8 protein-coding genes are annotated in these 14,923 nt (G+C 48.1%); 6 read left to right on the forward strand and 2 right to left on the reverse strand.

All coding sequences use genetic code 11. The annotated features are described in order from the left end of the window. Positions 1-71: 71 nt before the first annotated feature. Complete coding sequence (locus AB0L18_RS21330) at positions 72-2,225, reverse strand: prolyl oligopeptidase family protein (RefSeq protein ID WP_367389351.1); 2,154 nt, start codon at positions 2,223-2,225, stop codon at positions 72-74. A gap of 413 nt (positions 2,226-2,638) precedes the next feature. On the opposite strand from AB0L18_RS21330, the gene AB0L18_RS21335 reads away from it, so the two are divergent. Together AB0L18_RS21335 and AB0L18_RS21340 are read left to right on the forward strand one after the other, a co-directional pair. Beyond that, a complete protein-coding gene (locus AB0L18_RS21335; RefSeq protein WP_367389352.1) occupies positions 2,639-5,923 on the forward strand; it encodes an amidohydrolase family protein in 3,285 nt (1,094 codons plus the stop codon). Between the two features lie 567 nt (positions 5,924-6,490). Continuing rightward, complete coding sequence (locus AB0L18_RS21340) at positions 6,491-7,732, forward strand: hypothetical protein (RefSeq protein ID WP_367389353.1); 1,242 nt, start codon at positions 6,491-6,493, stop codon at positions 7,730-7,732. 75 nt (positions 7,733-7,807) lie between these two features. Here AB0L18_RS21340 and AB0L18_RS21345 read toward each other — a convergent pair whose 3' ends face one another. Beyond that, positions 7,808-9,253: a hypothetical protein gene (locus AB0L18_RS21345; protein ID WP_367389354.1), complete on the reverse strand. Its 1,446-nt coding sequence runs from the start codon at positions 9,251-9,253 to the stop codon at positions 7,808-7,810. A 126-nt stretch (positions 9,254-9,379) separates the two neighbouring features. Here AB0L18_RS21345 and AB0L18_RS21350 point away from each other — a divergent pair, with 126 nt between their 5' ends. From AB0L18_RS21350 to AB0L18_RS21365, 4 genes are all read left to right on the forward strand, one after another. Beyond that, the gene (locus tag AB0L18_RS21350; RefSeq protein WP_367389355.1) at positions 9,380-10,507 is read left to right on the forward strand and encodes a T9SS type A sorting domain-containing protein; all 1,128 of its coding nucleotides are present in this window, start codon (positions 9,380-9,382) and stop codon (positions 10,505-10,507) included. Between the two features lie 241 nt (positions 10,508-10,748). After that, positions 10,749-12,338, forward strand: a complete 1,590-nt coding sequence (locus tag AB0L18_RS21355) for an amidohydrolase family protein (RefSeq protein ID WP_367389356.1) — start codon at positions 10,749-10,751, stop codon at positions 12,336-12,338. A gap of 27 nt (positions 12,339-12,365) precedes the next feature. Further along, positions 12,366-12,905, forward strand: coding sequence for a hypothetical protein (locus AB0L18_RS21360; protein WP_367389357.1), 540 nt, complete (start codon positions 12,366-12,368; stop codon positions 12,903-12,905). 157 nt (positions 12,906-13,062) lie between these two features. Then, positions 13,063-14,916: a glycoside hydrolase family 13 protein gene (locus AB0L18_RS21365; protein ID WP_367389358.1), complete on the forward strand. Its 1,854-nt coding sequence runs from the start codon at positions 13,063-13,065 to the stop codon at positions 14,914-14,916. The last annotated feature ends 7 nt before the right edge of the window (positions 14,917-14,923 follow it).

Genomic DNA, 14,923 nt, shown 5'->3' on the forward strand with positions numbered 1-14,923 from the left:
AAAACCCACCTTGAAAGGCCTACGCGTATCACGTTAATTCCGACTTCCCACTTCCGATTTCCGACTTAACCCTAACCTTCAATATAAATCACCGGCGCATCCGTATTGTAGAAGAAAAACGACCACTGGTCGGCTTGCTCCTCAATGATCTTACTGATTGGCTTGCCAGCACCGTGCCCGGCATCCGTCGCAATGCGGATCAATACGGGGTTCTCACCCTGGTGGCTTTTTTGCAGCTGTGCGGCAAACTTGAAGCTATGGGCAGGCACCACCCGGTCGTCGTGATCAGCGGTAGTGACCATGGTTGCGGGGTAAGCTACACCTTCTTTGAGGTTGTGTAGTGGGCTGTAGCTCAGTAGGTTCTTGAATTGTGCTGGATCATCACTTGAGCCATATTCCGGAATCCAGCCCTTACCCACCGTGAATTTGTGGTAACGCAGCATATCCATCACGCCTACGGCAGGAAACGCCACGGCAAACAAGTCGGGTCGCTGGGTCATACACGCGCCTACGAGTAGGCCACCATTACTGCCGCCGGCAATGGCCAGCTTTTCTTTGCTGGTGTAGCCTTCTGAAATCAGGTATTCTGCGCCAGCAATGAAGTCGTCAAAGACATTTTGCTTTTTGTCCAGCATGCCGCCTTGGTGCCATTCTTCGCCGTATTCGCCGCCGCCCCGCAGGTTGGCCATCGCAAATACCCCGCCGTTTTCCAACAATACCAGGCGCGAAGCGCTGAAACTTGGCGTCAGACTCACATTAAATCCGCCGTATCCATAAAGGTACGTTGGGTTGCTGCCGTCCATCTTCAGCCCTTTCTTATGTACCAGAAACATGCTGATCTTGGTACCGTCCTTGCTGGGGTAGAAGACCTGCGTTTCCACGTAATCTTCCGGGTTAAATTTCAGCTCCGCCCGGTAGAAGGGCTCAGAAGTGCCGTCTTTAACATTGTACTTAAAAATCGTCGGTGGGTAGGTAAACGACGTGAAGGTGTAAAACAATACCGTATCGTCCTCGTCACCTCCTAGGCCACCAGCACTACCCGTACCCGGTAGCTCAATCGCTTTCTTGTTGCTACCGTCGTAGGCCATCTGGTAATAGCGGTCCGTCGCATTCTCCAGATAGTTGGCAAACAGGTAGCCGCCACCACTAGAGACACTCTGCAACAGATGGTCCGATTCCGGAATGATCTCCTTCCAGTTTTCCTTCCCGGGTTTGTTGATGTCTACTTCTACCAGTCGGTATTTTGGTGCATCAATATCTGTTAGCACCAGCATCTTCGTGCCGATGTTGTGCACAATGCTGCTCTTGTTTTTGTAACCAGGGAACAGGGCCACAAAATCCCCATCCTTCTTCAGGTCTTTATAGTAGGTCGCAAAGCCATCCGTGCCCGGGGCATCGTACATCACAAAGTAGTTGCCATCTTCGCTCACGCCACCGTAGTGGTAGTTATTGGGGTTTTTATCATCCCGGAAGACCAGCTTGTCCTGTGCCTGGGGCGTACCCAATTCGTGGTAGTAAACACTGTGGTACTGGTTGTTGCCCGACAGTTCTTCCCCCGCTTTCGGCGCCGGGTAGCGGCTGTAAAAGAAGCCATTGCCCGACCAGCCGGCGCCGCTGAATTTTACCCATTCCAGCTCATCGTCCAGTTCCTTCTTGGTGGCCACTTCCATCACTTTGATCTTGCGCCAGTCGCTGCCCGCATCCGCTACCGTAAACGCCACGTAGCGATCATCCTCCGAGAAGCCTACCAGATTGATGGCGGTAGTACCCGATTCCGACCAGGTGTTGGGATCAATAAATACCTCCGGCTTGCCTTCTAGTCCTTTCTGAAAATAGATGACCGCCTGGTTTTGCAGTCCATCATTCTTGTAAAAGAAGTAGTAATCGCCAGCTCGGAAAGGAGAGCTCAGGCGCGGATAATTGAACAATTCCGTAAGGCGATCTTCAATTTTCTTCCGGAAAGGAATGTTTTCCAGGTAGCCAAAGGTCACCGAATTTTGTTCTTTCACCCAGGCTTCCACCTCTTGCGCCGTATCTACTTCCAACCAACGGAAAGGGTCGGCAATGGCCGTTCCGTGGTAATCATCCGTATGGTCAACGGTCGCCGTAGCAGGATATTTGACAGTCATTTTTTCGTAAGCTGTTGTGGTCACTTCTTGTTCCGTATTATTGTTACAGGCCAGCAAAAGTAACAGACAAGCATAGCTAAGGATGCGAATAAGCATATTTTTTTATTTGGTTGAGTTAAAAATACACAATTCTCTGACGGCTGCCCCCACTAGTTCAGCGAATCAACGGAATAAGGAAGTGAAAAGGGGAGGAGGCGTATTCGGGGTTCCATCTTCCGGCTCCTTCCTCGCGAGGAAGGAGTGACGTGTAGGTGATGTGTTCCGCAATTCTAAGGACGAGCACAACGGAGAGGAAAACTGGTTTCAAAAGCTCGCTGTTCGGCGTTGGCTTTGCCTACGTAGGAGTGCAAACAAAAATCCATTTTGCGTCTTTCACGTCGCTGGAAGGAATCTTGCAGATACCTTCCAACTTGATTAGATTAGCTCCATTTGCCTGGATTTAGAGAATACGCACTACCTAATCCCTCTATCTTTCCTTACCTTACCCAGCAAATCAACGACACACAACTATGCTGAAAATTTGGAGCACCCTCTTTTTTGCCCTGGCTACTTTTGCCCTCTTCGCCCAATCGGGTAAAGCCGATAAGTGGGACGTCAATAACCCGCCCGGGGAGTGGGATTGGAAGGACGTCAAATTCACCACTGACGAAGGTACCTGGATGAACATGGATGTGAGCCCCGATGGCAAGACCATCGTCTTCGATCTGCTAGGAGATTTGTACCAAATGCCTATCACTGGCGGAAAAGCCAAAGCTCTGCGTACCGGCCTGGCCTGGGAGGTACAGCCTCGCTTCAGCCCCGACGGCAAGCAAATTCTCTTTACCAGCGATGCCGGTGGTGGAGACAACATCTGGGTGATGAAGGCCGACGGTAGCGCTGCCCAACAGATCACCAAAGAAGATTTTCGACTCCTCAATAATGCGGCCTGGACGCCCGATGGGCAGTACTTGGTAGCCCGCAAGCACTTCACTTCTGAGCGCTCGCTGGGAGCGGGAGAAATGTGGATGTACCATATCTCAGGGGGCAGCGGCATTCAATTGACCGAACGAAAAAACGATCAGCAGGATGTGAATGAGCCGGTGGTTTCTCCCGATGGCCGCTACGTGTATTTCAGTGAAGACATGTATCCTGGTGGTTACTTTCAGTACAACAAAGACCCGAACAGCCAAATCTACGTGATCAAGCGCTACGATCGGCAGGAAGACAAGGTAGAAACCGTGGTGAGTGGACCCGGTGGTGCTTGCCGCCCACAGCTTTCCAACGACGGTAAAAAACTGGCCTTTGTCCGGCGGGTGCGGACCCAATCGGTTCTCATGGTGCATTACCTGGAAACCGGCGAAACCTTCCCCCTCTACGATGAACTGAGCAAAGACCAGCAGGAAGCCTGGGCTGTTTTCGGCACCTATCCTGGCTTCGACTGGACGCCAGACGATCAGCAGATCATCATCTGGGCTGGTGGTAAGATCCAGCAAGTACCCGCTGATCCTCAAGCCAAAGCCCTGCCACGTACCATTCCATTTACGGTAGAAGTCAATACCCAAGTGGCGGCTACCCGCACCCAGCAAAACCAGGTGTACGACGATAAATTTGAGGTGAATGTGATTCGGCATCTCGTCACTTCTCCCGATGAGAAAACGGTTGTTTTCAGTGCCGCTGGTTATCTCTGGAGCATGTCGCTTTCGGACAAAAAAGCTGCACGGCTGAGCAAAGCCACCGACTTTGAGTTTGAACCTGCCTTCTCACCAGATGGCCAACAAATTGCTTACGTCAGCTGGAACGACGAGTCGATGGGACAGTTGCACCTGCGCAATCTAAGCACAGGTAGCGACAAAGTCCTAACTACAGCCCCCGGTATCTATCGCACCCCCGCTTTTTCACCTGATGGTGCAAACATCGTTTTCCGCAAGGATGATGGCAACGGACACCAGGGCTACACCCACTGTACGGAGCCTGGCCTTTACATAATAGCCACCACTGGCGGCGAACCTACCTTGGTCACCCCTCGTGGCGAATACCCCGTGTACAGCGCCGACGGTGAGCGGATATTCTTCCAAACCGGCGGCTTCCTCTTCGGAAGTTTGACCAAGAGCTTCAACAGCATCAAAACCAACGGCAGCGACGAAAAGAAGCACTTCGATGGCAAATACGCCCAGCGCTTCAGCATCAGTCCGGACAATGAGTGGATTGCCTGGTCGGAGCTCTTCAAAGTATATATAGCACCGTTCCCGAAAACGGGTAAAACCATCGGAATCAGTGCTAGTACCAAGGCGGTCCCCGTGACCCAGGTAGCGCTTGATGCGGGCATCAATATCCATTGGTCAGCCGACAGCAAGCGCCTGTTCTGGACCTTAGGCAACGAATACTTCTCGGACGAACTGACCGAGCGTTTCTCCTTCCTCGAAGGTGCCGCCGATAGCCTGCCGCCCATGGACAGCGTAGGGATAAAGCTGCCGCTGGAACTCGCGATGGACAAGCCCAGTGGGGTGGTGGCCTTTACCAATGCCCGCCTCATCACCATGGAAGGTGACCTGGTGTTAGAACACGGCAACCTGGTCGTGGAGGACAACAAGATCCTCAGTATGGGCGAAGCTGGAAAAGTACGTATTCCCAAAGACGCCAAAGTGATTGACTGCACAGGCAAAACTATCATGCCGGGCATCGTAGATGTGCATGGCCACCTGGGGGATTTTCGTTATGGACTCAGCCCGCAGAAAAGCTGGTACTATTACGCCAACCTCGCCTACGGCGTCACCACGGCCCATGATCCCAGCTCCAACTCGGAGATGATCTTTAGCCACAGCGAAATGATCAAGGCGGGGAATATGGTCGGCCCACGCCTTTATAGTACGGGCACCATCATCTACGGTGCCGATGGCGATTTTAAAGCCGTGATCAACAACCTGGAAGATGCGCGCTCGGCCCTGCGCCGGACCAAAGCCTACGGGGCGTTCAGCGTCAAAAGCTACAACCAGCCTCGTCGCGAACAACGTCAAATGGTGATGAAAGCCGCCAGCGAACTCGGCCTACTTGTAGTACCCGAAGGCGGCTCCTTTTTCTACCACAACATGAGCATGTTGGCGGATGGCCACACGGGCGTAGAGCACAACATCCCCGTAGCGCCCCTCTTCAAAGATGTGACCACCTTCTGGTCCAATACGGATGCACACAATACGCCAACCTTGATCGTCAACTACGGTGGGGTAAACGGCGAATACTATTGGTACCAAAACACCAATGTGTGGGAAAAAGAGCGCCTGCTTAATTTCACGCCGCGGCCCGTCATCGATAGCCGTGCCCGCCACCGCACCATGATCCCCGACGAGGAATACCAGAATGGCCACATCCTCACCAGCCAATCCCTCAAGAAACTGACGGACGCTGGTGTAAGCATCAATCTTGGTGCACACGGACAACTACAGGGCCTCGGTGCCCACTGGGAACTCTGGATGCTACAGCAAGGCGGCATGACCAACCAGGAAGCTCTGGCTTGTGCTACCATCAACGGCGCACGCTACCTGGGGATGGATAAAGAAATCGGTAGCCTGAAAGTCGGCAAACTCGCTGACCTCATTGTTATCGACGGCAACCCATTGGAAAACATCCAGGATTCTGAAAAAGTAACCATGACCATGGTCAACGGTCGCCTATACGATGCTGCTACCATGAACGAGATTGGCAACTACGATGTGCCCCGGAGCAAGTTCTACTTCGAGCTTCCCGGCAGCGGCAACGCCTGGCCTCTCATGACGGAGACGGGTACGTTTATGCCTACGCAGTGTGCTTGTCAGCGGTAGGGTTTGATTATAAGGTCATTTAAGCATTTTTTATTTGAACCACCAAAGGCACCTGAGTTTGTGATTAGGTGCCTTTGGTAGTTTAATTTATAGCTACTAAGAGGAAGAAACAGCCAGAAAAGAGCTTGCACACCAAGATTATTCATGTTTCTTTTAATTTTCTACCAGCTCCCGATTAACCTATGTTGAGAAAAAGTAAAATCCATGAGCGTTTGTTTTTCTATTGGTACAAAAAAGTGTTAGAAATAAAAATTCATAATAGATTGATTTATAGTTCATTGGGTGATAAAAGATAATAGGGCTTATTACAAGTTTGTGACTCCCTCTCGTATTTAGACAAAGAAAACCAGCTATTCTTGAGCTTTTCAACCGCTAAAAACAAGCCCATCTTTGTAGCGTAAGGTGATCGAAAAGGTTTTGGATCCAAAAGTAATTACGGCTTACTCGGTCTCTTACAGCACCAAAATTTATTATTACCCACACTGCTGCTGATGACTGGAAATCCAAGAGGAATTGACCCTCCTGGAAATACTGAACTATTGCAGCAGTACCAAAAACTTGTTTATCATGAAACTCAATTTTTTCAATCCACGCTTAACTTATTTGACCATTGGGGTCGTATGCATGCTTAGCTTAATCGCGCTGAGCAGTTGTGAAAAAGATACACTTGAAACAAGCACTGAAACGGAGCAAACCAATGGCAACGTAAACTTCCGCAATACCGGCGATGGTGAGATTGATTACGCAGTGGCCGAATCTATCTTAAGTGGAATCAATTATGACGCCATCAGTATCAATGATGAGCTTGAAACGCTACAGTTTGCAACAGACGAAGACCTACAGCAAACGCTGGAATTACTAGAGCAAGCCGATCTAGCCCTTGAGGCAGAAATTATTGCTAGTATCGAAGGTCTTCCAGAAGATGAAGTAGATCAAATGGAAATATTGGATGATTTCGCTTTTGAAACTTTCGAAAGCAACTTTCCTGGATTTACGTCTTTCCGCAGTTATGCATCGGCACAAATCGAAGCCTTCTTTGCCCATGAAGAATTGAACGATGAAGAAGACCCCACTGATGAGCTTAGTGTAATTCCTGATATGTTGGGAGCTGTACTGAATGTTCACGGAGAAGTTGTCTCTAGTGATGGCTCTGAGTTCGAGCAGCAAGTACATATTTTGCACCTGGATGGTGGCAACTATACGGTACTTGATGGTAACATTGCAACCGTCATGAATATTCGTAGAGATATGGAACACGATGTCATCGCGGAATTACCCAACGTGCAAGTTGTTGACGAGCCAGAATTTTCAAGAGGATGCTGTCGCGCCAACAAGACCAGATCTCAGTACAAGTACATCTACCAGTCTGGTAGCAAGAAGTACCGTGCTCATATCTCTGTACAGATTCGTAATATCTCTTTCTTGTGGATAAACATCCACCGTGCAACCTCTCAGCTGAAGTCTCGCAAGAAGTCTGGCTGGTGGTGGAAGAAGCATTACACAACCATTGGCATCAGCCAGCAGGGTAATGTGTATCCTTCTACCTATTACACCGTTCCTTGTACCAAGTACCGCTGGAATGAGGAGACGCAAGAGTGGGAACCCTACGAAACGATCTGTACTTATGAAATCCAGTGTGACGGCAACGCTATGAGTGCTGCAGCATCAGGTTCAGGCTGGGCATGGGATTATTCAAGAGTAAGAAACTACTCCTTGAAAGTAAGTGCAAGCGATCAGGATGGTTATGCGGGAACACTCCGCGGGCATTTTACCTGGAAAGGCCAAAGCTATACCCTGACGATCTGTTAAATCAGGATGGATTAGGTATAGATTTTTAAAAAGAAGCAACGGCTCCGTCACCATGAGGTACGGAGCCGTTGCCGTTTACACCATTATACCCCGCAACCATTCTCGTTGAATCAGCGGCATATCACTATTGATTTTTTCGGTAAGTTCTTGCAGTTTTCCGCTGTCTTTTAGCCATTTGTATTTTTGTACCTGGCGCGTAATCGAAATAAAATGCAGGTAGGATTTCTTGTCAAATTCCGACATGCCTGTCCGGCGAACTTTTAGTTCCATTGCGCGCAAGCGGCTCTCCAGTAGATCGTCATCGGTAGCGACATAAATTTTTATCAACAGAATATCACAGCTGAGGCTGAAATTGATGTCTTCAAACAATCGGTAAATAATCATTTTTTCAGCCGCTTCATATTCTCCTTTCGTAAACAACAACTCGGCCACACAAAGACTGTGTATTTCTTCGGGGTATTTAGTGCCAAGGATTTTACTTGGAGGAACTTGCTCCAGCAGTTGTTCTACCCAGTTTAGTTCGCGTTGCTTGAGGCCGAAATTAATGAGCAGTTTTAGGGTGTTGATAAACATTTTGTCACCAGTAAAGAAAAAGTAGCCACGCGCCAAATGCTCTTTGTACAAAGCAACCAGTTTGGCAGACAGGCTCGTATTACCGGAAAGTTTGTAATGCCTGCCATAAAAATAGCGGTAGAAGGTCTGGATATTATTGATTTCCTTCTCGGGGATAAAAGCCTCTTTTTCTTGAATCATGCGTTCAAAAGTAGAGAACAATTGTTCATCTTCTGGATGATGAAACACCTGAAGAGCGAGGTAGTAGATATCGGCTGTTGTTGTTTGTGCCGACTGGTACTTGGGGTAGGTTTGTTCGATGTATTCGGAGAATTGGTTGGCATAATGATCGTCACTATGCTGGTAGAGCCTTGAATAGGACAAGATGATGCCGAGTTCCAGTTTTTTGGTAAAAAAGCCTTGATCTAAAAAGGTATCTACCTCTTGTAAGCTACTTTGCTTAGAGTTGGGATCGTAAGCCGCAGCAAAAGACACCGCTAATTCTTCGATCTGTGAACGGAGTAAATAGTCATTGCTATCGTGCTGCAACTCGCTTTCCCAATCTTTGCGAAACTTCCGCAAGACCGACCAAAAACGAACAGGGTTGCCCATCTTTTCGAAAAAACGTGCAAGGCCATAAGCACTTCGTTTTTCAATTTCTGTTTCTAGTTCTTCCTGGATAATAAACTGCTCAACGAGTTTGTTGAGCCTTGAAGCCAAGGCGTCTATTTCATTTTTGATTTTTGCTGAATATGGCGTTTCTGGAAAAAAATGAGCTTGCAGATTTTCCTTTTGCAAAGCTTGATGACCAGCCGCAGCATCGTGTTTGAGAATAATTTCAAGTAATTCTACCAGCTCTTCTGCATTCGATCGATTGTTGAAATAAGGAGATTGTACAAATTGTATGAGTTTTCGGCGTTGCTTGCTGTCTAAATAAGCAATCACCTCTAATAATTTACCATTTGGCATTAGATCGTTTTTTCAGGATAATATTAAAAACGGGGAAAATGCTAAAAAAGTGAGCTAACAATATTTTCAATAGCCCGCTAATTTTGGAAAAGTTAATAAATACTGAACTAAAAAACTCAATAAACTATGTATTTGTCTATTCAACCAACGCCATACTTGTTTGCAGCTTTCTTTTTTCTTTTTGCTATCCAATTATCTGCACAAGATCACAACTGTACTTTGTCGCCTCCTGACGAAGTGACCATCTTGGTGTCAAATAGTAGTGATTATGCTTTTAGTTGGGCCACAAATGACGCAGCAGTGGCCTATGAAGTCGTCGTCTTTGACGCGATGCTAGGAGAGGTACTTCATCAAGAGATTACCCAAGCACCAATCGCTGACATCGCTGTTGCACAATTTTCAGAAAACACCTACATAGGGATCGCTGCTATCTGCCCTAACCAGATAACCGGGATATTTGGCTACTTCCTCTACGGAGCTTATTCAACGATTATCGTACAGGACATCGTCATGCAAATGCAGGGGGAGAACGGTCCTCGTACACTGGAATGTGATGTCGAAAAAACGGTGGTCCAGTCTACAAGTTTTTCGGGAGGGATTACGAATAGTTTCTACCTGAATCCTCCTTTTAACACGGTGGGCTCATATCAGATTGAAGGTGCAATTATTGATGTGATCCTCTATGACCAATCATCGGGGGGGACTTTTGCGCAGGCAACTATGCTTGGATTATCAAACGGCACCGTATTAAACGCAGCTTACCAAACCAATGTGACCTCCATAGGAGCCGTTTACGAATTTATCGCACCAGCTAGTCAGAATTTCTTTGATTTCGCTTCACCTGTAGCAGGAGAGTTTGAATTTTTCGTCAATACAGTTGTCCCCTCTGGAGAAACCTACCAATTGGTAGTAGAGCAGCGGAATTGTTATAATGTTAACAAGATTCGTCAGAAAAATCAAGCTCCTTTGGTCTCCAATGAAGGAGAACACACGCTTGCGCAAAGTGTCAATAAAAAAAGAGCAGCAGCTCCCACCTTGGAGCTCTATCCTAATCCCACAAGCGATTACATTCAATTCAGCCGCGACGCGGAAAGGATCATCATTCGCAATCTTAATGGTCAAACAGTGTACATGGCCGATCAGGTATTTGCACAACAGCTCATTCCAGTCAGTAGCTTAACCAATGGTATTTACCACTTTGAAGCTACGACCGCAGGAGGAGTTACCGAGGTGATTCGTTTTGTGAAATTATAACCCCAAAAAACCTCCACCCTAATACTGACTACCGAAACCATGACCAAGCTGCCGATTTGGTCGATGTTCAAGAATTTAGTTCAGTATTATTTTGCTCAGCTCTTGCAATATTTATTGTGGGGCTGGGCATTTTTGTTTTGAGCCCCTACCATTACTCAAGGCCAGCTAGCAAAGTACGCCTGTTGTATAGAAAGCCTATGGATAATCTTTTTACATTTGCTTCAACCAAATTCCTGTACTCATGCGTAGCCTTTACCTAAGTTTTGTCCTTCTTTTTGCTTTCAGCTGGCTCTCGGCCCAGGTAGATCCTGCCCCCGATCGTGCTCCTGGAGAAGGAGCTGGCCCTCATAGCCAACTAATCATTCGCGGTGTTACGCTTATCAATGGTAACGGCGCTCCTCCGCGCGGGCCGATTGATATAGTGGTAGAAAACGACAGAATTGTCAAAATTGACGTAGTAGGAAACCCCAATGTGCCGATTGATGCCAATGACAGACCTAAACTGAAGCCGGGAGGTTACGAACTAGATGCGGAAGGTATGTACCTAATGCCCGGTTTTGTGGACATGCACGGACATATTGGTGGTCGTGCGCAGGGTGCTGACGCCGAATATGTGTTTAAGCTGTGGCTAGGACACGGTATTACGACCATCCGTGACCCATCGTGTGGTAATGGTCTAGACTGGGTGTTAGACCAAAAAGCACGCAGTGAACGCAATGAGATCGCTGCACCACGGATTGAAGCCTATACGGTTTTTGGTCAAGGGAATTACGACCAAATCAATACTGCTGAGGGTGCCCGCCAGTGGGTACGTGACAATGCGGCCAAAGGCGCGGATGGGATCAAATTTTTCGGAGCCAACCCCGATATTATGGCAGCAGCATTGGCGGAGAATAAAAAGCTGGGTCTCCGCTCCGCTTGCCACCATGCCCAGATGGATGTTGGCCGCTGGAATGTCGTCAACAGTGCTCAGGCAGGCCTCACCTCAATGGAACATTGGTACGGACTTCCTGAAGCCCTCTTCACGGATCGCACCGTGCAGAACTACCCGGTAGATTACAATTACCAAAACGAACAGGATCGCTTCCAGGAAGCGGGTCGTCTTTGGCAACAAGCAGCAGCTCCGTACAGTGACCATTGGAACAAGGTCATGAACGAGTTGATCGCGCTAGATTTTACCATTGACCCTACCTTCAATATCTACGAAGCCAACCGCGACTTGATGAGAGCTCGCCGGGCAGAATGGCACGAAGAATATACCCTGCCTAGTTTGTGGCAATTTTACCAACCAAGCCGTATTAGTCACGGTTCTTACTGGCACGCCTGGGGTACGGAGCAAGAAGTAGCTTGGCGCGAAAACTACCGATTGTGGATGACTTTTGTTAATGAGTACAAAAACCGCGGCGGCAGAGTAACCACAGGGTCAGATTCCGGGTTTATTTTCCAATTGTACGGTTTTGCCTACATTCGCGAGCTGGAACTGCTGCGGGAAGCAGGTTTTCACCCTCTGGAAGTTATCCGCTCCGCCACCCTCAATGGTGCGGAAGCCTTGGGGCTGGAAAAGGAGATCGGAACGGTAGAAGTAGGTAAGAAAGCCGACTTTGTGATCGTTAAGGAAAATCCACTAGCCGACTTCAAAGTGCTGTACGGCACTGGCGCGATCCGCTTGGATGATAACAATGAAGTTGTCCGTACGGAAGGCGTAAAATACACCGTTAAAGGCGGTGTCGTCTACGACGCGCAGCAGTTGTTGGAAGATGTGAAGGCGATGGTTCGAGACGCGAAGTCTTCCGAAGGAGTAGAGATTCGCCAACCAGGCATCAAGGAGTAGAAAGTCATTAAAAACAATTATATACCTATGCAACATTTTAAGTACGTTTTCGGCCTCTTTTTGGCCATTTCCTTGCTGACCGCTTGTAAAAAAGATGGTTCTAATGACAGCAGTACTACTGCTGGAAATACGCCAGTAGAGGCTGCTGCCCAAGGGAGTTATGCAACCCCAGTACTTCCCAATCCCAGCAAACCCAAAGTGCAGTTGTTGCTGCGTTCTCCCTACTGGGTAGCAGAATATTGGGTAAATCACGCCGACAATAGCCAAAACGAAGCAAATAAAGGCCGCTGGTGGGCGCTAAAAGACGATGGTACTTTTACTACCGGGCAATGGGAAAACACCTATTCTTCAGGCAGCTGGGTCGTGTACAATGATGGTCCCAAAGACCTGCTCCACCTCGATGCCGCCGATGATCGCTTGGACATGGAGTTTGAGCTGCAAGCAGTTTCTTCCATGGAGGATTACATGTCTTGGTCGGGTACCAAAACCTATGGGATGAGCCGCATTGCAGTAAAGGCCATTGCCTTACTGAGTATGCCAACCAAGGTTCAATTTGGTGTTCAGTAATAGAATCGTTTACCGGGGTTTTTGCGTAATGTTATGTATGATGAATAACCAGAATAGGGTTCTAGCAAGCCTCAAGCATTTTGTTTTTTGTGGACTACTGGGACTCTCTTTTTCAGGGTCGATAATTGCTCAGCATGGGATCTACGACGGAGATCCCATGCAAAAAATCCCCTTAGGTACAGAGGAGAGTGAGTACCATTATCGCGAAGCTTCGGGGGAATCGTTCTCCAATGCGCGCGTAGAACCGCCCTACTGGTGGGTAGGCATGGCCGAGCGTCAACTGGAAATTTTGATCTATGACCGCAATGTCCGTGATTGGGAACCTTCCATTGATTATCCGGGCATTACTTTGGTGAAAACCACCCGGCTAGAGAATCCTAATTACCTCTTTCTGTTGTTGGAGGTTGAGCCTACTACGCAGGTGGGCACTTTTCTCATTGAGTTAAAAGCGCCTGATGGTAAGGGAGATAAGACTTATCCTTATGAATTAAAAGCACGCGACAATCGCCCCAAAGCCCAAGGAGTGACGTCCGCGGATTTCATTTACCTGATTATGCCGGATCGCTTTGCCAATGGCGATAAGGGAAATGACAAAGGCAAGGGGATGCTTCAGCAAGGAATCAATCGCGATAAGGTTTTCTTTCGCCACGGTGGTGACCTTATCGGGGTCATGGAACATCTTGATTACCTGGAAGAACTGGGTGCTACGGCCCTCTGGCTCAATCCTGTTCTCGAAAACGATCAACCTTACGAAAGTTACCACGGTTATGCTGTCACGGATCATTACGCGATTGATTCCCGTTTAGGAACCAACCAACAATACCAACAATTGGTGAACCTGGCACATGCTCGTGGACAGAAGGTAATCATGGATGTTATCTTTAATCATACGGGCGATGAACATTGGTTCATCAAAGATTTACCTGCTACGGATTGGATTCACCAATGGCAAGATGGTTACAAGGATATCTCTTACCGAGCCCCTGTACACCTGGACCCTTACGCAGCGAAAAGTGATTTTGTACAAGTGACAGAAAGCTGGTTTGACAAACACATGCCCGACCTCAATCAGCAGCATCCCCAATTGGCTAACTACCTGATTCAGAACAGTATTTGGTGGACAGAATACAGCGGTCAGGACGGCTTTCGCATTGATACCTATGCTTATTGTGACCAAGGATTCATGAGTGAATGGAATCGGCGTATGCTGAAGGAATATCCTGATTTGGGCATATTTGCAGAGACGTGGGTGCACGGTACGGGTGTTCAGTCTTGGTTTGCCGAAGGTGAAAGATCGAACAGCCACGACAGTCATCTGCCGGGTGTTACGGATTTTCAAATGTACTATGCTCTCCAGGAAGCACTGACTCAAACCCAGGGTTGGACCAGTGGGGTAGCAAGAATTTATTACACCCTGGCACAGGATTATCTTTACAAAGACCCTTACCGCAATGTACTCTTTCTTGATAATCACGACCTGGGGCGCATCTATGGTGTGATAGGAGAGGATTTGGAAAAATTCAAATCAGCGATTAGCCTATTGCTCACACTGAGGGGAATTCCAATGATTTACTATGGAACTGAAATTTTGATGACTGGAACGGGCGGCGCTTTTGGCGAAGGCGGGCGTCGTGATTTCCCGGGAGGTTTTCCCCGAGATAAAGAAGATAAGTTCAAAGCCAGTGACCGTACTGCTGATGAGCAAGCGGCTTTTGATTGTATCAAAACACTGGCCAATTACCGTAAAGAAAACCCCGTCTTGCAATCGGGCCAACTGACGCAGTATATTCCGGCCAATGGCATCTACGTCTTCTTCCGTTACGATGAAGAAAAAACGGTGATGATCGCTTTCAATTCCAATGAAACCGCAGCCACATTGTCAACTGATCGCTTTGCGGAACAAATAAAGGAGGCCGTTTCAGGGACCAATCTGGTAACGGGGGAGCGCATTGAAGAAATAGCTACTATTTCGCTTCGGGCTTTTGAGACCTTGGTACTGGAGTTGGAATAGTCGCGCG

Origin of the sequence: Lewinella sp. LCG006 (assembly GCF_040784935.1) — a bacterium.
GTDB lineage: Bacteria > Bacteroidota > Bacteroidia > Chitinophagales > Saprospiraceae > Lewinella.